Annotated in this window: 18 protein-coding genes and 1 pseudogene; 9 read left to right on the top strand and 10 right to left on the bottom strand. The window is 40.4% G+C overall.

The window, feature by feature from the left end:
• Nucleotides 1-21 precede the first annotated feature (21 nt).
• The 7 genes and pseudogenes from P4S60_RS09965 to ccoG all read left to right on the top strand — a co-directional run bounded on the left by P4S60_RS09965 (nucleotide 22) and on the right by ccoG (nucleotide 8621).
• Nucleotides 22-1524 carry an alanine/glycine:cation symporter family protein gene (locus P4S60_RS09965; protein ID WP_063704528.1) on the top strand — a complete coding sequence of 501 codons (1503 nt, stop codon included), beginning with the start codon at nucleotides 22-24 and terminating at the stop codon, nucleotides 1522-1524.
• Nucleotides 1525-1675: 151 nt separating this feature from the next.
• Nucleotides 1676-2002: a hypothetical protein gene (locus tag P4S60_RS09960; RefSeq protein ID WP_063706116.1), complete on the top strand. Its 327-nt coding sequence runs from the start codon at nucleotides 1676-1678 to the stop codon at nucleotides 2000-2002.
• 1 nt (nucleotide 2003) lies between these two features.
• Nucleotides 2004-2285: a YeaC family protein gene (locus tag P4S60_RS09955; RefSeq protein WP_063704530.1), complete on the top strand. Its 282-nt coding sequence runs from the start codon at nucleotides 2004-2006 to the stop codon at nucleotides 2283-2285.
• Nucleotides 2275-4957, top strand: a pseudogene (locus P4S60_RS09950) (DUF349 domain-containing protein). Before P4S60_RS09955 ends, P4S60_RS09950 begins: the two are co-directional and overlap by 11 nt.
• Nucleotides 4958-5011: 54 nt before the next feature.
• Nucleotides 5012-5569, top strand: a complete 558-nt coding sequence (locus P4S60_RS09945) for a DUF1439 domain-containing protein (RefSeq protein ID WP_063704534.1) — start codon at nucleotides 5012-5014, stop codon at nucleotides 5567-5569.
• Nucleotides 5570-5680: 111 nt separating this feature from the next.
• Nucleotides 5681-7087, top strand: a complete 1407-nt coding sequence (locus tag P4S60_RS09940; protein ID WP_337115864.1) for a sigma-54 interaction domain-containing protein — start codon at nucleotides 5681-5683, stop codon at nucleotides 7085-7087.
• A 151-nt stretch (nucleotides 7088-7238) separates the two neighbouring features.
• Complete coding sequence (gene ccoG / locus P4S60_RS09935; RefSeq protein ID WP_337115863.1) at nucleotides 7239-8621, top strand: cytochrome c oxidase accessory protein CcoG; 1383 nt, start codon at nucleotides 7239-7241, stop codon at nucleotides 8619-8621.
• Nucleotides 8622-8658: 37 nt separating this feature from the next.
• On the opposite strand, the gene P4S60_RS09930 is transcribed toward ccoG, so the two are convergent.
• The 3 genes from P4S60_RS09930 to P4S60_RS09920 all read right to left on the bottom strand — a co-directional run bounded on the left by P4S60_RS09930 (nucleotide 8659) and on the right by P4S60_RS09920 (nucleotide 10820).
• Nucleotides 8659-9075 carry a hypothetical protein gene (locus P4S60_RS09930; RefSeq protein WP_063704538.1) on the bottom strand — a complete coding sequence of 139 codons (417 nt, stop codon included), beginning with the start codon at nucleotides 9073-9075 and terminating at the stop codon, nucleotides 8659-8661.
• A gap of 185 nt (nucleotides 9076-9260) precedes the next feature.
• Entirely contained in the window at nucleotides 9261-10166 is a 906-nt protein-coding gene (locus P4S60_RS09925; RefSeq protein ID WP_337115862.1) for a M14 family metallopeptidase, read from the bottom strand.
• Nucleotides 10167-10229: 63 nt separating this feature from the next.
• Entirely contained in the window at nucleotides 10230-10820 is a 591-nt protein-coding gene (locus P4S60_RS09920; RefSeq protein ID WP_337115861.1) for a hypothetical protein, read from the bottom strand.
• A gap of 152 nt (nucleotides 10821-10972) precedes the next feature.
• On the opposite strand from P4S60_RS09920, the gene P4S60_RS09915 reads away from it, so the two are divergent.
• Complete coding sequence (locus P4S60_RS09915; protein ID WP_337115860.1) at nucleotides 10973-12010, top strand: AI-2E family transporter; 1038 nt, start codon at nucleotides 10973-10975, stop codon at nucleotides 12008-12010.
• A gap of 46 nt (nucleotides 12011-12056) precedes the next feature.
• Here the strand turns inward: P4S60_RS09915 and P4S60_RS09910 are convergent, their stop codons facing one another.
• The 5 genes from P4S60_RS09910 to P4S60_RS09890 all read right to left on the bottom strand — a co-directional run bounded on the left by P4S60_RS09910 (nucleotide 12057) and on the right by P4S60_RS09890 (nucleotide 15170).
• Nucleotides 12057-12473 (bottom strand): hypothetical protein, encoded by a 417-nt coding sequence (locus P4S60_RS09910; RefSeq protein WP_337115859.1) that lies wholly within the window; start codon nucleotides 12471-12473, stop codon nucleotides 12057-12059.
• Nucleotides 12460-13797 (bottom strand): ATP-binding protein, encoded by a 1338-nt coding sequence (locus P4S60_RS09905; RefSeq protein ID WP_337115858.1) that lies wholly within the window; start codon nucleotides 13795-13797, stop codon nucleotides 12460-12462. Before P4S60_RS09905 ends, P4S60_RS09910 begins: the two co-directional genes overlap by 14 nt.
• Nucleotides 13791-14465: a response regulator transcription factor gene (locus tag P4S60_RS09900; protein WP_337115856.1), complete on the bottom strand. Its 675-nt coding sequence runs from the start codon at nucleotides 14463-14465 to the stop codon at nucleotides 13791-13793. Before P4S60_RS09900 ends, P4S60_RS09905 begins: the two co-directional genes overlap by 7 nt.
• Before the next feature lie 2 nt (nucleotides 14466-14467).
• Nucleotides 14468-14719, bottom strand: a complete 252-nt coding sequence (locus P4S60_RS09895; protein ID WP_054552908.1) for a PepSY domain-containing protein — start codon at nucleotides 14717-14719, stop codon at nucleotides 14468-14470.
• 151 nt (nucleotides 14720-14870) lie between these two features.
• The gene (locus tag P4S60_RS09890; protein WP_063704552.1) at nucleotides 14871-15170 is read right to left on the bottom strand and encodes a YciI family protein; all 300 of its coding nucleotides are present in this window, start codon (nucleotides 15168-15170) and stop codon (nucleotides 14871-14873) included.
• A 176-nt stretch (nucleotides 15171-15346) separates the two neighbouring features.
• Here P4S60_RS09890 and P4S60_RS09885 point away from each other — a divergent pair, with 176 nt between their 5' ends.
• Nucleotides 15347-16771: a sodium-dependent transporter gene (locus P4S60_RS09885; RefSeq protein WP_063704554.1), complete on the top strand. Its 1425-nt coding sequence runs from the start codon at nucleotides 15347-15349 to the stop codon at nucleotides 16769-16771.
• A gap of 60 nt (nucleotides 16772-16831) precedes the next feature.
• On the opposite strand, the gene P4S60_RS09880 is transcribed toward P4S60_RS09885, so the two are convergent.
• Both P4S60_RS09880 and P4S60_RS09875 read right to left on the bottom strand, forming a co-directional pair.
• The gene (locus P4S60_RS09880; RefSeq protein WP_119851615.1) at nucleotides 16832-17470 is read right to left on the bottom strand and encodes a CPBP family glutamic-type intramembrane protease; all 639 of its coding nucleotides are present in this window, start codon (nucleotides 17468-17470) and stop codon (nucleotides 16832-16834) included.
• Between the two features lie 58 nt (nucleotides 17471-17528).
• A complete protein-coding gene (locus P4S60_RS09875; RefSeq protein WP_119851616.1) occupies nucleotides 17529-18116 on the bottom strand; it encodes an inner membrane-spanning protein YciB in 588 nt (195 codons plus the stop codon).
• Nucleotides 18117-18257: the final 141 nt, after the last annotated feature.

Below are 18257 nucleotides of genomic sequence, written 5' to 3'. Positions count from 1 at the left end.
ATATAATCATAGAGGATATCCATGGAAGCTTTAGTAAGCGCCGTTAATGACATAATTTGGAGTAATGCACTCATTTATTTATGTCTAGGTGCAGGTCTGTTTTATTCCGTTTTAACCCGATTCGCGCAAGTTAGACATTTTAAAGAAATGTGTAAGTTATTGCTTAGCTCTAATAATTCAGATACGGGTATTTCTTCGTTCCAAGCGTTAGCTGTATCATTATCGGGCCGTGTTGGTGTAGGTAATATTGCTGGCGTTGCAGCAGCTATTGGCTTTGGTGGTCCGGGTGCAATTTTCTGGATGTGGGTAGTTGCGTTCTTAGGCGCAAGTACTGCGTATGCCGAGTCAACCCTTGGTCAAATTTATAAATCAGAAGAAGATGGTCAGTACCGAGGTGGTCCTGCTTATTACTTTGACCGTTGCTTACAGCAAAAGTGGTTAGCCGTATTATTTGCAGTATCAGCGATTATTGCCTGTGGTGTATTCCTGCCGGGTGTTCAAGCGAATGCAGTCGGTAATGCATTTACACAAGTTTTCGGTGAAGGCACTCTCGTTAGCACCAGCTTTGGTGAAGTAGGTAGCTTTAAGTTAGTTGCCCTTGCAATCATCTTAATTGTGCTTGCGTTTATTATCTTTGGTGGCATTAAGCGTATCGCAAACTTCACACAAATCGTGGTGCCATTTATGGCGCTAGGTTACATCGTATTAGCGTTAATTGTGGTGTTCTTAAACTTAGATAAAGTACCAGGTATCTTCTCAATGATTTTATCTGATGCATTCACAGCACAAGCAGGCTTTGGTGCTGCCATTGGCTGGGGTGTTAAACGTGGTATCTACTCAAATGAAGCTGGTCAAGGTACGGGGCCGCATGCAGCTGCAGCAGCTGAAGTTGATCACCCAGCACAGCAAGGCTTGGTGCAAGCGTTCTCTGTGTATGTTGATACTATTTTTGTGTGTACAGCAACGGCGCTAATGATTTTAATCACAAATCAATACAACATTGTGGGTGAATTACCTGCGGGTCAATTTATTGTGCAAAATGTTGATGCAGCAACAGAAGTAGGCTCAGCTGCTTTCACACAAATGGCGTTATTTAGCGTATTTGGTGGGTTTGGTGAAGCGTTTGTAGGTATTGCCTTATTCTTCTTCGCATTTACGACCATTCTTGCTTATTACTATATTGCAGAAACTAACGTTGCTTATTTGAACCGTTACTTCAAAGGTAATATTCCACTGGTTGCCGTGAAACTTGTGATCATGTTTATGGTGGCATACGGCATGGTAAATAGCTCTGGCTATATCTGGAACATTGGTGACATTGGCGTAGGCTTAATGGCATGGATCAATATTGTGGGTATCTTAGCTATTTTCTTCGTCGCAAAACCAGCGCTTAACTGTTTACGTGATTACGAAGATCAAAAGAAAGCCGGTGGTGAAATTACTTTTGACCCAGTTAAATTAGGCATTAAAAATGCGACTTTCTGGGAAAAGCGTTTAGCTGAAAAGGCGAAAGAGAAACAATAAATCTGGTTTTTGAGTTTTTGTAGAGAATTTAGTTGTGCAGGTTTTCGAATCTTCACAATTGAGTGAAATTCAAATAAGACATCGACTCATAAAACAAGTACAATAAAGGGCGCCTAAAGGCGCCTTTTTTATGCGTAGTATGGAGAAAGATATGGCGATTATTAGTTGCCCGCAATGTGCAAAATCAATATCTGACAAACATAAACAATGTCCGCATTGTGAATGCCAAGTCACCGATCTAAGCAATGAGCAGTTGCAGCAAATGCAAAAAGAAACGCGTATTCGTAGACAACAAAAGTTTATGAATCAGTCTTTCCTCGCACTGATTTTATTTTTAGGGGGCTTTTTCTGCTTTTATTTTATGCACCCCGAAGCAAAATCTCCTGAGTGGTATGCCTATTCAGCGGCAATGGCAGTAGGTTTTGTGTGGTATATCATAAGCCGCATTTATTTAGTTGTTTTGAAAAAGAAAAAGTAACATGAATATTGATCACATCGTAAAAAATATCACCCCAGAAGTATTTGAACGTCTTCAGTATGGCGCCTCAACGGGTAAATGGCCCGATGGCACACCGTTAACTGACGAACAAAAACAACAAACCGTTCAACTCGTGATGCTTTACCAAGCTAAAGTTTCGCAAACCAATGAGCAGTTTACCATTGGCGCAAATGGTGAAATGGTGCAAAAGAGCAAAGCTCAATTGCAAAAAGAATTCGCATCAGAAAATGAAATAGCTAGGTTTAGTGAAAATGATCTTTAAACACCTGTTTACTCCGAAATGGAAGCACCCTAAAAGCCAAGTTCGTTTAGCCGCAGTTGAACGTCTTGATACAGAACGTGACCTTAGCATCTTAAATAGCATTGCCCTTGAAGATAGCTCAGCTGAGATCCGTAAAAAAGCCTTAAACAAAGCCAATGATCTTGTTTTATGGTGGCAAGTTTATAAACAAGACCAAGCACTTAAAGAAATTGCAGAGCAGCATATCAACCAAGCGGTTTTAAATACCGATAGCAAATTAGATGCAAATATCAAAAATGAGTTTATTGAGCGTTATGCACCTGTAAAAACCCTTGAAAAACTCGCCTTTGCAGAAAAAGAACTTCAAGTTCGCGTTAAGTTATTAAAGCGTTTAGCAAACCCAAGCCTAATTGATAAAGCCTTTAAAGAAGGCCGTGAAGAGCTGCAATTGCAACTTGTTGAGCTTGTGATTAATCATCAACTTGCTAAATCATTATTAAAGCATGCACAAGGTGAGGCACACACTCAACTGGCGACTCATCTTGACAATGAACGCTTAGCGATAGAAATGCCTGCCAAAGTAGAAGCTGATACCCGTGTAGTATTGGCAAAGCTTAATGCGCTTCGTGATAAAAATGACTTTCAGTTAGTGTCGTTGCAACATGCTGAGTTATTACAGCAGTGGCAAGCTATCGAACTAAAATGGCTGAGCGATGAGCAAGTAAGCACGCTAGATAAAAAATATTATGCGATTACGCAAAAGCTTGAATCTCATATTGCACTTCTAAGTAAAGAGCATGAAGCAACGCAGCAAGCGTTAGCTGAGCAACAACGTCAGGTATTAGCACTGGCAAGCCTTGAAGCAATTGGCGAAGAAATCGAAAATGCATTGCAATTAGGCTTAGAAACGCCGGAGCAAATTCAGCAAGATTGGCTCGAGGCGAAAGTTGCAGAGGCAAAAGATGCGTTAGCAGAGGCGAACTTATCTGAAAACAAACATGTTAGTGATGTAAAACTGCACTTAACAAATTTATTTAACCAAGTTGAACAGTTACCGCAACTGGTTAGTGCTATTGCTGAGTTTAAAGAAGCATTTGATCAATTAAACTCAGTTTCGACAACTCAAGACGAAAGCGAGTTTGACGGGCTAAAAGAGCAGTTTGAGCAACAGCATAAATTAGCTCGCAAAAAGCTGGCAAGTATTCCTAGCCGTTTACAAGGTCGCTTTAAAGCAAATTTAGCTGAAACAGTAAATTGCTGGCAGCAAGCGATGGCACCGCTGACGAATAAGTTTGAGAAAAATCAGCAAACAGCGAAGCGCAAAGCCCATGATGTAAAACGCTTAATTGATCAAGGTCGCTTTAATGTTGCCTTTGGAGTGTTTAAAGGCTTTGAAGAGCTATACGCAACACTTACAGTGTATTACAAGCAGCCATTAAATAGCTTGAAAGCTGATTTAGAAGCACAGTTAGCAGAAGCAAAAGATTGGCAAAAATACGCATCGGCACCAAAGCGTGATGCATTACTCGTGGAAGTAACTGAACTTGTTGCAACCGAGTGCACTGACCCTAAACAACGTGCAGAGCAAGTTAAACAGTTACGTCGTCGTTGGAATGAGTTAGGGCGTTTAGATACTGATGCAGAAAAGCAACAAGGTGAGTTATTCGATCAACAAATTGAATTACTGTTTGCGCCGTGTCGTGAGTATTTCGCAGAGCAGGAGCAGCAACGTGAGCAAGCTAAAGCACAACGCGTTGATTTAATCTCGCAAATGCAGCAGTTAACAGAGCTTGATACCTCTTCTGATGAGTTTGATTGGAAGCAGTTTGAAAGCAAGTTCAACCGTACCGCAAAAGCGTGGCGTTCTGCAGGTAACGTCGATCCAAAAACATACCGTGAACTACAAGCGCAATTTAAAGCTGCGCAATCACAAGTTCAAGGTCAACTTGCTGCATTTCATAAAGCAAATGCTGAGCAAAAAGCTGCACTTGTTGAGCAAGCAACACAGTTATCGCAAAGCGATGATTTAGCTGCTGCGTGCCAGGAGCTAAAAGCACTTCAACAAACATGGCAGACTATTGGCTTTGCTGGAATGAAAGCTGAAAACACTTTATGGCAGCAATTCAGACGAGTTAATGACGACACCTTTGCTAAGCGCAGTGCCGAGTTTGAACAGCAAAAGCAAGTTCAGCAACAAAATGATGAAGTTGCCGCAGAGCAGTTAAGTGAGCTTGAGTCTGCACTTGAGACAGTGGTGCATCTTGCACAGCTTAAAGATTTAACAGTGAAGCTAGCAGAGCTTGAATACTCAAAAGCATTATCTGCACGCGTGTCTCAGTTAGAGACAGCGATTAGCGCAAAAACAGCGCAAATCAGCAAACAAGCAGAGCAGTCTAAGTTAACTGCTTTATTTGCTGCTCTTGAGAGCCACAGTGAACTGCCTTCACAGTTCCAAGCTTCATTAACAACTAAGCTAAACAGCCGCGCAGCTGTTAACACGTATCGAAATTCTGGCGGGCGTTGAGTCGGCCGATAGTCAGTTACGTATGACTGAGCAAGTTGCGATGTTAGATGATAAACACCGTGGTGAGCACGCAGATGTTTATTATTACTTAAAGCAATTACTTGCAGTCAGTGAGGGTTCAGTTTCAGCTGACACACTAGCAAGGCTTAAAGCAATATTTGCAATTTAACGAATAAAAACCGCTTTTTATAGCGGTTTTTTTCCGTCTTTTTTGAGGAAAACAATGAGAATTTTATTACTACTTACCTGTTTATTTTTAGGGGCTTGTAAAAGTACAGATCAAGGGATGTCGGTGTACTCGTTTACCAATTCAGAAATTGAAGCAGCCCTTGCTGATCAATTACCAAAATTAAGCGAACAAATAAAATTGATGGGCTTACCAGTTGATTTTGCTGTAAACGACCTAAGTGTCAATGTTGGCCCAGATAAGCGTGACGTGGTGGTTTTAGGGGCTGATTCTAGTGCTGTTATTAAAGCTTTCGCACTTAAGTATCCAGTACGCTTAAAGCTGCAAATCGAAGGTAGCCCATTTTATGACAGCGAGAAAAAAGCAGTCTTTTTACGTAATGTAAAATTGGTTGATACAACAATCGACACCGCGGGTTTCAAGGGCAGCTTAAACTTATTAGATGATCAAGCAATGCAAGTGATTAACGGCTTTTTAGCGGTTAACCCCGTCTATAAGCTAAATATGAATGACCCTAAAGTCGCATTATTGAGCAAATTACCATTAGATATGAAAGTATCTCAGGGTGAAATTATCTTAGTGCCCACACTGTAAAACTCTTTGATATTTTAAAGCGGCTTCATGCCGCTTTTTTTGTAATTGCTTGTTAAGCAAATTTAACCTTGTCATAATTGCTCGTGATATTTCGCGAATTGAGTGATTGCTATGATCAAGGAATTTTTAAACGACCCCACATTATTACTAAATGCTGTAGGCGAAGGTATTTATGGCTTCGATTTATCGGGTAATGCGGTTTTTGTAAATCCTGCTGCTGAGCGCATGACCGGCTGGAAAGCAGACGAACTCCTTGGTAAAAAAATACACCAATATCATCACCATACTCGTAAAGATGGCTCACCATATCCCGCAGATGAATGCCAAATATATTGCACTATGTTTGATGGCAAACATCGACATGTAAACGATGAAGTATTCTGGCGTAAAGATGGAAGCTATTTTGCCGTTGAGTATACTTCAACGCCAGTCTATAAAAACGGTGCCTTGATTGGTGCAGTCGCGATTTTTCGCGATGTATCAAAACAGCAGCAAACAGAAGTGGCTTTACGTGACGCACTAGCGCAAGTTCAACATTTATCTGAGCAGCTACAAGCTGAAAATGCTTACCTTATTTCAGAGTTAAACGAAGATTGGCAAGACTCAGGTTTGGTCGGCAAAAGTCATTCATTTCAAAGTATGCTCGAGCAAATTACCCTGGTAAGCCAAACCAACAGTACGGTTTTGATTTTAGGTGAAAACGGCACAGGTAAAGAGCTGGTGGCACGAAACCTTCACCGTTTGAGCAATCGTGCTGAACAACCTTTCATAAAAGTAAACTGCGCGGCGTTTTCAGCCAACTTAATTGAATCTGAGTTATTTGGTCATGAGAAAGGGGCGTTTACCGGTGCTAATGAACGCAGAAAAGGGCGTTTTGAACTGGCTGATAAAGGCACTCTATTTTTAGATGAAGTGGCAGAGCTGCCATTAGAGGCGCAAAGTAAATTACTGCGCGTGCTACAAGAACAAGAGTTCGAGCGCGTCGGGGGCAGTCAAACTTTAAAAGTCGATATCCGCGTGTTGGCTGCAACAAATCGTAACTTGTGGCAAATGGTTGAGCAGGGTAGCTTTCGAATGGACTTGTATTATCGCTTAAATGTCTTTCCTATTCGTGTGCCTGCGCTTCGTGAACGCAAGGAAGATATTCCGCTACTTGCAGCAAATATTATTACACAGTTAAACAAGCGCTTAGGTAAACAGTTAAAAGGGCTAAGCAAAGCAACACTTACTAAGTTGGCTAATTATGATTGGCCAGGTAATATTCGTGAGCTACAAAATATTCTAGAGCGTGAAGCTATTCTGTCTAAGCAAGCTGTATTACAGCTGTCTGCACCTTTGAGTAACGAGCAATCAAATGAGCAGGTGGTTTCCCTTGATGCTGTACTAAAGCAGCATATTTGTGAGGTGCTAAAACGCTGTAACGGGCAAATATCGGGTGAAAATGGTGCTGCAACCTTGCTGGGTCTTCCCGAAAGTACCCTGAGATCAAAAATGAAAAAGCTAGCTATAAAACGGTAATTCGCGATATATCACGATCATTCGCGAAATATCGTGCTTTTAGATGTTTAAACATGAAATTAATCATTTAATATCAATAATTTATTTTTATTTTGTGTTGGCCTGATAGTTGCTCTATCAGGCTATTACCGACACAAAAGTAAGTAGCAAAATGAAATTTGATATTAAAAAGCAAGACTTAATCATCAAGCCCTACAACCAAGAAGGGCCAATTTATATTCGTGAGCAAAAGGGATACTTCCAACGCATCCGTCGTTATTTAGGCTGGGTGCTGATGCTGACGTTTATCGCCATTCCGTGGATCCCCTATGATGGCCGTCAAGCTGTATTACTCGACGTAGCCAGCCAAAAATTTACTTTATTTGGTTTAACGCTGTTACCACAAGATTTTATGATCTTAGCCATGTTATTTATGACAGGAGCGTTTGCTTTGTTTTTCGTCACTAATTGGTTAGGGCGTGTTTGGTGTGGTTACACTTGCCCACAAACAATTTGGATGCTGATGTTTACTTGGGTCGAACACAAAGTTGAAGGTAACCGTAATCAGCGCATTAAACTTGATAAAGCAGATTGGTCAGTGAGTAAATGGCAAAAGAAAATCACTAAGCATGCAGCTTGGCTGGTGATCTCTTTGCTCACATCTATGTCATTTATGGCTTATTTCATTCCCGCTAAGTCTTTATACATGAGCTTATTTACTCTAGAAATGTCTGGGATCGTCAGCTTTTGGGTATTCCTGTTTGCTTTTTGTACCTATGGCAATGCGGGATTCTTACGTGAAAAAATGTGTACTGTCGCATGCCCTTATTCACGTTTTCAATCAGTGATGTTTGATAAAGACACGTTAGTCGTTACCTACGATCAAGCGAGAGGGGAGTCTCGTGGTGCGCGTAAGCGTAAAGCCGATCCTAAAGAGTTAGGCTTAGGTGACTGCGTAGACTGTAACCTATGTGTCGAAGTATGTCCGGCGGGTATCGATATTCGTAATGGCTTACAGTATGAATGCATAAACTGTGGCTTATGTATTGATGCATGTGATAGCACTATGGAAAAATTCAACTATCAAAAAGGCCTGATAAAATACGCGTCTGAAAAACAAATGGAAGGCAAAACGACCAACCCATTTAGGTTAAAACTGCTTGGCTATGGTGGTTTAACGGCGCTGTTTGTTGTGGGCATGGTTGTGTGGATGGCAATGCGTACACCTATTGAGGCCTCTGTCATTCGTGACCGTAATGCACTGTATCGTGTTAATTTTGAAGGCTTAGTTGAAAATCCATATACCTTATCAATTATCAACAAAACACAGCATAGCTTGAGCTATTCAATTGGTATCAGAGGTATTGAAGAAGCAAGCTTACAAGTACCAGACACCATTACGATTGAAGCAGGGCAGATGAAACGTGTGCCTGTCACTGTGGTTGCAGATGGCTACGAATTGAAATCAAAAGTAACGCCTATCAGTTTTCACATTCAAGCATTAGAAGATGCTGATATCGCAATAACTAAAGAAACTAAGTTTTACCGAGATTAACCTCAATCACGGCTCCAGAAACGAAAATGGCTTGTTTTTAACAAGCCATTTCTGCGAATTCGAGCTGCTTCAGGACATACGCCTTAGCGCTGTCTAAATCATCAAATAAACAATCCATTATTTGAATCGGTGATTGTGCTTGCGCAATGATGCGTTTCATCTGATTAAGCACAATAGACGAACTAAACATATAAGCAGTTGCGATACAATTAGTGCCGTGTAGAGCACGAAATAAATGCGTGAAGCCGCGTTCGGCATCAGGGGTAGTAGCAAGTAATTGGGTAGAATGACTAATATACGCCCACGGCTTTCCAGCTAAAGCAGAAATATGCTTTTTTAAATCTACTGCAAAGTCATTGACCAAACGTGCGTTAATATTACCAGAAAATTGCCCAATAATAATTGGACCATCAGTGATGATACTGACACTGCCATAGTGATTCTTAAATTCCAATTTGCTTCCCTTTTGAATTAAAAAGAGCGCGAATTTTATACAATTCTATGTATGTGTCTAGTTATTTAGTATACAAATTTTAAAAAACATAACTTTTTCATTAAATTTGTATATGTGTAAAATTTATCTAGTTATTTAGGTTTGGGGTGGATAAATCATTCACCCCACATTTAAAATATAACTAACTATTTGTTAACAATATAGTTCAAAGCACCAGTAATTGAGGCTACTTGTGCATCAATACAAATTTCATCATTTGCGAGTGGACTATCAGGGTAAACCTCTGTTGTTGTGACATATTCTGCATCTGTTAAGCCCATACATAACCCCAGTTTTTTCGCTTCGTAATTAATTACACCAAACTGGGTTTGTGGTACACCAATCAACTGGTTATTCTCATCACTTGGTGCGATGTGGGTTACTTTTTCAACTGATTTTATAATCGCTGTTTGAAATGCATCATGCGGGCGCTCACTATCAGCGACAAGATAAAAGCCATCAGGGATGTTCCAGTTATCGTGTGTCGTTGCATCACGTGCAGCCAAAGCCGGGCGAAACTCACTATTATCAGTGTCTGTTGTCTCATGCAGGTCAATATGCACATAAGGCGCGATTGCGTTGTTGGCTAAATACTGCATAATTGCTGCTGACTCTTCAGCCGGACTATCTGCATAGAATGAACGATTTGGATCCGTGGCATTTGGATTCCAGCGGTTAATCGTTTCATAACCCCATGGGCTAATACACGGAGCCACTAGGATATTAAATTCAGCAAAATAGTCTTTGGCGTTTTTCTTAGCAAACGCTAAAGCACCATGTACACCACTTGTTTCATAGCCATGCACACCACCGGTAACCAAGACAGTTGGTTTATCAGCGTGCCATTGCTTGCTCTTTAAAATGTAAAGTGGGTATTTGTCGCTGTCGTAACTTAATGCGCCATATTGCTCAATGTTGAAATCACTTGATAAAGAGTCTAGTTGCGACACAACATCATCTAAATAACTACGTTTTACTGTTTGTAACTCAAACCATGCTTTTTTATCTGCGTCGTTCCACGGTTTACCAGGGGTTCCAATCGGATAACTCATAAAATACCTTGTTTTGACTTGCTGCAAAACGCCAAGCTTATCTAAGCTGTTAAGCTGCTGCAACTAGATAAGCTCAGTCGTAAAGTTACCTTGCTCGTACAGCTTTGCATGATGGTGCTTATGGGTCTCAAATAAGTATTTACGCAGTGCATCTTCACCTTGGCATACTTGCACTATTTTTCCGGCAATTCCTTTGCTGGTCGTTCGAATTGGCTTCACACTAAGAATAATCTGATCTTCAGTAGGTAAATTAAATGCCAACAATATCTCTTTATTAAGTTCGGGTAATTGACGCTTTGGCTTGAGTAACACGCCTGTACTTGATAAAGACAGTATCTGAAATTGCTCTGTGTGAATTTCAAGTTCAGGGGTACGCCAGCTACGTTCGATACCCTTAGTATCGATAACTTCTGGTGCGCTAAGTACGGGGACCAGTTGGCCATGTTCGTCATTAGTAAATTCAAGCGGAAACCACAACTGATAAATCCCTACTTCAGCAAGTAGTGTCAGTTTGGCATTGGTAAGTAAGCCGTTTAATTTATCAGGTAAATTGAGCCTAACAGACATTTTTGTGTCTGTTGGATCGTTGTCAGTCCGTTCAGCCTCGAATAAACGGTTGAAAAAAGTAAGTTCTTGGTCGGATAAATGTGCCATATAAAGCTCCTTTTAAAGCACGCTTACTTATATGTATCATAAATTGTTCAAATTATGCACGTATAAAGAGCATTAATTGTGCCAGCTGCTTTGAGATTTATTTTGCGGCGTATTTCACTTACACTGTTAAAAAAACTAACAAGGATTTTATTTTGTCGAGCCTGACTGGTGTAAATAAAAGTTTAGTGATATTTGCTGCTTTAGTCGTTGTTTTAGCGGGTATTAAAGCCGCAAGTGTGATTGTCATTCCATTTGTATTGGCGGCTTTTATTGCCATTATTTGTAATCCCTTAATCCGTTTCTTTGCCAAATACGGTATCCCTAAAGGGATTGCGGTTGTGTTTGTGATGCTGATGATTGTCGGTGTAGGGATAAGCCTTGCCGGGTTGGTTGGGCAATCTATGACCGATTTCTCTGAAAAACTGCCTGAGTACAAAGCACAACTAAAAGAAGAGTTTGTCTGGGTGGTTAATGTTGCCGCAAGTTATAACATTCTGATTGATAAAGAGCAGATCATCTCTTTATTTGATCCGGGTAAAATGATTGATGTTGCAACCAACATGCTGACTGGCCTTGGTGGGGTGATGGCGAATCTGTTTTTGATCATCTTAACCGTGGTGTTCATGTTATTTGAAGGACCTATGTTGAGCAAGAAAGTGCATTTAGCATTGGATGATCCTGAAATGAAAATGCAGCAAATTGATCGCTTTTTAGATTCTATTAATTCTTATCTTGCCATTAAAACCATGGTTAGCTTAGGCACAGGTATACTTGCAGGCTTTATGCTGTGGGCACTTGATGTTGATTACTTTGTACTGTGGGGTGTAGTGGCGTTCATGCTTAATTATATTCCTAACATTGGGTCTATCATTGCAGCTGTGCCTGCTGTACTACTTGCTTTGATCACTCAAGGCCCACTGGTTGCAGGGGTTATTGCTGGTGGTTATTTAGTGATTAATACCGTAATGGGAAACATTGTCGAACCGCGCTTTATGGGTAAAGGGCTGGGTTTATCGACGCTGGTGGTATTTTTATCATTAATTTTCTGGGGTTGGTTGATGGGTACCGTGGGTATGCTGTTATCAGTTCCACTGACCATGATAGTTAAAATTGCTTTAGAAACCAGCCAAGAAGGGAGATGGCTTGCTACCTTGCTTGGCAATGGCGAAGAGCTAAAACTTGAAGATTAAAAAAGGCGCTTAAGCGCCTTTTTATCTTTCACAATGATTAAGTGTTTTACTTTAGAGGCCGTTGTAAAACCTGTATATGGTTTTTCAGAATTTCAATTTCACATTGCTTGTAGACAATGGCAGCTTTCGTACCATTTGGCATTTTTTGTAAGTAGCGCCAGCGACAACTATCTTCTAAATAACGCTCCTGGTTCTTGATACTGCGATTGAATATAGGCAGCAATTGGCTGTTACCGCTATCTTCTTTAATTTTTTCAAGATCCATCGTGAGCTTATTAATCCACATCTTTTGGTCGCGATGCAAATCGGCAATAACTTGATCAAGACATTGAATGTAACGTTTAGTCTCATCTGTATTGTTACTCGTAAGCTCACAACTTTGCTCAGCTTGAGCATGCGCTGAACCAGCACATAGGGCTAGTAGCATACCTTTAATAAGTAAAGATTTTTTATTTCTTATCATTGTAATTAAACTCTAATATAAACTCAGCGCCCGCTAGTTTCTCTGCATCTTTAATGGTTAAGATGCCATTATACGAGTTGACTAAATCAGACACGATAGCCATGCCGACACCGTGGCCGCTTTCGTAGGTATCGAGTCTGGTACCGCGAGTCAGTAATGATTCACGCTTGTGTTCAGGGACACCTGGACCATCATCACTAATGCTGAGCGTTAACTTTTTGTTCTGCTTAACCTTTATATCGACCTGTGAGCGGCAAGCTTTACAGGCATTATCGATTAAATTACCGAGTAGTTCCATTAAATCGGTTTTATCACCCAAGAAATAGTCTTTTTCTGTGACTTCACAGGTGAAAATAATATCTTTGTCGCGATAAACTTTGCTCATTGCGCTTAAGATTGAATCAATAACAGGCTTGATGTGAGTTTGTTTTTTCCAGGTGTCAGACGCACCTGTGGCAGCACGTTTTAATTGGTGTTCGATCATCACGTTGATGCGGTCTAACTGCTCTTGTGCATCAGCATCATTGGCCAAAGGACTAGATTTAAGCACCGCTAAGGGTGTTTTTAATGCATGAGCAAGGTCGCTCAATGAGGCGCGATAACGCTCTTTTTGGCGCTGCTGTGATTCTAGTAATAAGTTTAAATCAGCTTTAATGGTTTGCAGCTCAACTGGGTAAAGACCTTTAATTTGTTGGTTATCACCCGATTCAATGGCTTTAATTTCTTTATCGAGTCGTTGCAGTGGTCTTGCACTCCAAACAAAACCAATCGCCATTAGTGCTGCAATGGCCACACCCATGACATACATCCAATTTACGAGTGTTTGTTTAAAGCCATCCATCAGCCTCAGTAGGGCATCATTACGCTTTAATAGAATAAAACGTGCATGCTCTGATTGGTCAATGTTTTCTAAAATAACAGTAAGCGTTAATTGCCAGTAAACAGTATTGTTGTATTCAACACGACGAAAATCCGCAGAGCCTGCGGGGGCTTCAAAGTTATCAGGAATAAAATTGATATTGGTAGCCGACTCAGAATACCAAACCGGTAAGTCACCGCGATAAACCATTGCATAGGTATCTGAATTTAGTCGGTTTAGCTCTGGGGTTAAGATAGTACTTGGCATAACAATGCCGCGTTCAGTGAAATCGACTTCAGAGATTAATGAATATAAGTGAGCTTCGAGGGTTTTTTCGGTCGCTTCGACCAAAGAGGCGTAGTAAGCCTTACCAATTGAGAAAAACAGAATTGGTAGGGCGACTAATAAAACAAAGACAAGGATAAATCCTTGCCTTACTTTAAGCGGTATCTGCGATGCTACCACTGACTTTTTAGCCTATAACCACGGCCGCGTAATGTTTCAACTGGGTTAAGGGTACCGTCAGGGTCAAGCTTCTTACGTAAACGCAACACGAATACTTCGATTACGTTTGAATCAAGGTCGAAGTCTTGATCGTAGATGTGCTCTGTTAGTTCAGATTTAGAAATTACCTTTTGTGGATTAACCATTAGGTATTCTAAAACTTTGTATTCGTATGCTGTTAAGCTAAGTTCTTTATCGTTGACCCACACTTGCTGTGAGCGAGTATGAATTTTGATAGGACCTGCTGTCATTTCTGGGTTTGCTTTACCTGCGTCGCGGCGGATAAGGGCATTACAGCGAGCGATTAGCTCTTCAACGTGGAAAGGTTTAGTTAGGTAGTCATCTGCACCAGCATCTAAGCCTTCTACTTTATCTTGCCAACGGTCACGTGCCGTTAGAATCAAAATAGGAATAGTAATACCTTGTGCACGTGCTTTGGTAATTAATTCAATACCATCTACTTTTGGTAAGCCTAAATCTACTACCGCCATATCTAGCGGGTATTCGGTAATATGGAATAAACCAGCTTCACCATCGTGACAAAGGTCTACGCTGTAACGCTCTTTTTCTAGGGCGTTACGAAGGTTATCTGCTAAGTGTAAATCATCTTCAATAACTAAAATTCGCATTCTTAATCCTTTTTCACTTCGCCAGTCTTTTTGTTCACATGGACATCAACCACGTGGCCGTTCGTTTTTAAAATTCTTACGGTAAATACTTTATCTTGCTCTGTGATTTTTAGGGTTCGGCCGTCTTCAGATTTTTTGGCGATCGTCACAGCCTGCTTTTTAGTCACCTCTTGGGCTTGCTTCTTATTGGCATCAGCATGAAAGCTTGATAATGCAAATAAAAGACTAAAACTGAAGGCTAATAATATGCGCATGACGGGGAACTCCTAAACCAGACCCATTTAGTTTAATTAACCAATTAACTAAAATTCAAGTAATTACGTTAAATTCTGTAATTCAACAGCCAAATCTTAGTTAATAAGCCGTGAACAAACACTGAATTATTGATTCAGTTAAGTTCAGAGGTTAACCAAATACTTTTTTAAATGGTTTTACCACTGAGTTGTCGTAAACACCCGCAGCAATATACGGATCGTTTGCTGCCCATTCACGTGCTGCTTCTAATGAGTCAAATTCTGCAACCACTAATGAACCTGTAAAACCAGCGTCAGCAGGATCTTCACTATCAATCGCTGGAAGGGGGCCTGCCGTAAATAAACGATTTTGATCGTCTAATTCTTGAAGGCGTGCTAAGTGAGCAGGGCGCGCAGATTTGCGAGCTTCTAAACTATTTTCAACATCCGTTGAATAAATCATATACAGCATGGTGTGTTCTCAATGTTATTTTTAAAAAATAGTAGCATATTCTTAGCAATAGACGAGAGATTATTCGCGTAATAATCTTTACACAAACCCATATAACTTTAACTTATAAAGCTTGAAATACGCGGTGTAACACTGGTAGAGTCGCTGGGTTGAGAAAATAATAATAAGGTTTTTAAATGAGCGAAAAACGCGAGCATTTTAGCTCCCGCCTCGGTTTTATTTTAGCGGCAGCCGGTTCTGCTGTAGGTATCGGAAACTTAGTAGGTTTTCCTGTTTCAGCTACAAAAAACGGCGGTGGTGCTTTCCTTTTAGTCTATGCATTGTTTGTCATTTTTATCTGTTTGCCAGTGATGATGGCTGAAATGGCCATGGGTCGTAAAGCGCAAAAAGATCCACTTGGTTCATACAAATTATTAGCAGGCAATGATCCAAAATGGAACTTTGCTGGCTTTTTAGCCGTATTAACGCCATTTATGATTGCTGTTTTTTATATGGTGATCACAGTATGGATTTTCGGTTATCTATCGCAAACTGCATTTGGTAATTTAGATGCCTTGGCCCAGCCTGATAATTTTGGCACTTTTATCAATAGCTACACCGTGTTTGGTTATATGGCTGTGGTTGCAATCATCGTTAACTTGATTTTAGTGGGTGGTGTTAAAGAGGGCATCGAGAAAGCGGCTAAGTTTATGATGCCGGCTTTATTTGTGCTACTTACCGCGCTGGTTGTTTATGTATTAACACTTGATAACGCGATGGCGGGTGTTAAGTACTATATCGTCCCTGATTTCAGTAAAATGAATGCGAGTGTACTAAATGGTGCGCTGGCTCAAGCATTTTTCTCATTGTCGTTAGGTATGGGTATTTTAATGACCTATGCATCGTATATTTCTAAGAAAGACGACATTGTTGGCAGTGCAAAAATGGTTGCGGTAACCGATTCATTGGTTGCATTTATTGCCGGTCTTATGGTGCTTCCAGCTATTTTTAGTTTTAATCCGAATACTGATCCGAGTACTTTATCAGACTCTTCGGTATCAATGATTTTTGTATACCTACCAAAAATTTTATTAGCACTTCAAGCTGACATTGGTTACGTGGGTGCATCAATTGTTGCGTTTGTATTCTTCTTACTTGTCTTTTTTGCTGCAATTACGTCGCTTGTATCAATTGTAGAAGTACCAACAGCAACATTAAGCGATCGTAAGGGTATCAGCCGCAAAAAAGCACTGGCTATCTTAACCTTATCTACAGGTGTATTAACTGTGCTGTGTACCATGTCATTTGGTATGGTTGACTCACTTACAAAGTTTGTTAGTTATGGCGGTGCAGATAAGAGCTTATTTGATATTGTTTATGATGTGTTTTACGACACAATTTTACCGCTTAACGGTTTAATGGTGTGTTTATTCGTTATGTATCGTTGGAAAAAAGCAAACTTATCAGCAGAGCTAAGCCAAGGCTGTGACGGCTATGTTGGTAGCTTTACAGAGAAGTATGTGAACTTCTCGCTATCAACGTTTATCCCTGCCATTTTATTACTAATCTTTGTAAATACGGTGGCGACTAAGTTCTTTGCATTTAGTATTTTCGGATTTTAAAAACCAGTTCAATACTAGCCGCGCATTTTGCGCGGCTTTTTTATGCTTCTCTTTTTTATATTAAAAGGCCCCTGCATCGAGCACATCACCCAAGCCAAGGGTAAACATCCAAAGTCCCCATAAACTGTGTTCAATTACACACACGAAGGTAGAGCGGCTTTGCGCATAGGTGTAAGAAAACAGCAGCCCCCCTAAAAATGCCAAAAGTACGGCCAATACATTTGCATAGACAATGTGAGCCAACGCAAATACCGATGCACTGACAATTATACGCACCGTTTTACTTGGCATAATGCGTTTATAACGATGAAAAAAGTAGGTTCTAAAAATAAGCTCTTGCGGCATTACCGATAAAATGGGGTAGAGCAATAGCAACATTAGCCAATCGTTAAATGAGTTTCGTGGCAGTGAAAACCAGTTTTCTTGATTCATGATGCCGTAAAACATCCCGGAGAATAGTGCCCCTAAAAAGAAGAAACTAAATAAGCGACGTTTTACCGCACTAAATTGCCCAAGGCTAGTTAAACGAAAGCGTTTAAAATGGGGATCAGATAAAAGCAACATGCCGCACACGGCCATTAAAATAATAAGAGCAGGTATAAGCCAGTTAGCGAGGTAGGCACGCAGAAAAAAGCCTAATAGCGGCAAAGAAACAAATATGAGGGTAAATTCAAACCAGCGGTATTGGTTAGCGTTCAATGTCGTCTCAGCGTGTTTTTTGTTTACGCTAACAAGCTAAGACGACAGATTTATGACATTAGGATTGCTTTGGATCTTTCTTTTCGTCATCTTCAGGTAAGTATTTGAAAAGGGTAATGATCGTTGCTAATACGCAAACAAAAGTAATACCCATTAAGCCAAACACTTTAAAGTTAACCCAAAAATCGAGCGAGAAGTTATAGGCAATGTAGATATTCAGCGCCGAGATACCTGCGGTCACTGCAACCCAAAATAGGTTAAGTTTGTTCCATAATGCTTCTGGTACGTTGATCTCTTGTTTACTCTCAGAGGCATTTTCTAAAATCGAGCTAAGTGCTTTCTTCACTAAGTTTTTGCCAAGTACATAGCGGCTTACTAACAAAGTAACACTGAAAATGGCATACACAATGGTGGCTTTCCATTTTACGAACTGCTCGTCGTGGAACACTAAGGTCAGCGTGCCTAATACCACCGCTATGGCAAAAAACACCCAATGACGGGTTGGCACTTTACCATCTTTAAAATAACAGTAAGCAACTTGAATTAAGGTGGTTAGCATCAGTAATGCTGTTGCCCAATAAATATCAACTAACTTGAAAACCGCAAAAAACAGGATCAGCGGGATGTATTCAATAATCGCATGCATAAATTTATAAATGCTCTAATTTAAAAAGATACTGGGTTGTATCAAGTTATCACGCAAGATACAAGGTTGACTTAGCAGCCCTGAAAGCTTAGCCTCCCGAGCCAATCTGGCCTAAACCTGCGTTTAGGTTGTTTTACCTTA

The sequence above is a fragment of the Pseudoalteromonas sp. Hal040 genome (assembly GCF_037162425.1).
GTDB lineage: Bacteria > Pseudomonadota > Gammaproteobacteria > Enterobacterales > Alteromonadaceae > Pseudoalteromonas > Pseudoalteromonas gelatinilytica.
The sequence above is the reverse complement of the archived record's forward strand: the minus strand, read 5'-3'. Positions and strand labels throughout refer to the sequence as shown.

Bases quoted from the DNA above. Each gene is read 5' to 3' on its own strand.
- P4S60_RS09965 (WP_063704528.1), top strand. From the start codon at position 22: ATGGAAGCTTTAGTAAGCGCCGTTAATGACATAATTTGGAGTAATGCA.
- P4S60_RS09960 (WP_063706116.1), top strand. From the start codon at position 1,676: ATGGCGATTATTAGTTGCCCGCAATGTGCAAAATCAATATCTGACAAA.
- P4S60_RS09955 (WP_063704530.1), top strand. From the start codon at position 2,004: ATGAATATTGATCACATCGTAAAAAATATCACCCCAGAAGTATTTGAA.
- P4S60_RS09945 (WP_063704534.1), top strand. From the start codon at position 5,012: ATGAGAATTTTATTACTACTTACCTGTTTATTTTTAGGGGCTTGTAAA.
- P4S60_RS09940 (WP_337115864.1), top strand. From the start codon at position 5,681: ATGATCAAGGAATTTTTAAACGACCCCACATTATTACTAAATGCTGTA.
- ccoG (WP_337115863.1), top strand. From the start codon at position 7,239: ATGAAATTTGATATTAAAAAGCAAGACTTAATCATCAAGCCCTACAAC.
- P4S60_RS09925 (WP_337115862.1), bottom strand. From the start codon at position 10,166: ATGAGTTATCCGATTGGAACCCCTGGTAAACCGTGGAACGACGCAGAT.
- P4S60_RS09920 (WP_337115861.1), bottom strand. From the start codon at position 10,820: ATGGCACATTTATCCGACCAAGAACTTACTTTTTTCAACCGTTTATTC.
- P4S60_RS09910 (WP_337115859.1), bottom strand. From the start codon at position 12,473: ATGATAAGAAATAAAAAATCTTTACTTATTAAAGGTATGCTACTAGCC.
- P4S60_RS09900 (WP_337115856.1), bottom strand. From the start codon at position 14,465: ATGCGAATTTTAGTTATTGAAGATGATTTACACTTAGCAGATAACCTT.
- P4S60_RS09895 (WP_054552908.1), bottom strand. From the start codon at position 14,719: ATGCGCATATTATTAGCCTTCAGTTTTAGTCTTTTATTTGCATTATCA.
- P4S60_RS09890 (WP_063704552.1), bottom strand. From the start codon at position 15,170: ATGCTGTATATGATTTATTCAACGGATGTTGAAAATAGTTTAGAAGCT.
- P4S60_RS09885 (WP_063704554.1), top strand. From the start codon at position 15,347: ATGAGCGAAAAACGCGAGCATTTTAGCTCCCGCCTCGGTTTTATTTTA.
- P4S60_RS09875 (WP_119851616.1), bottom strand. From the start codon at position 18,116: ATGCATGCGATTATTGAATACATCCCGCTGATCCTGTTTTTTGCGGTT.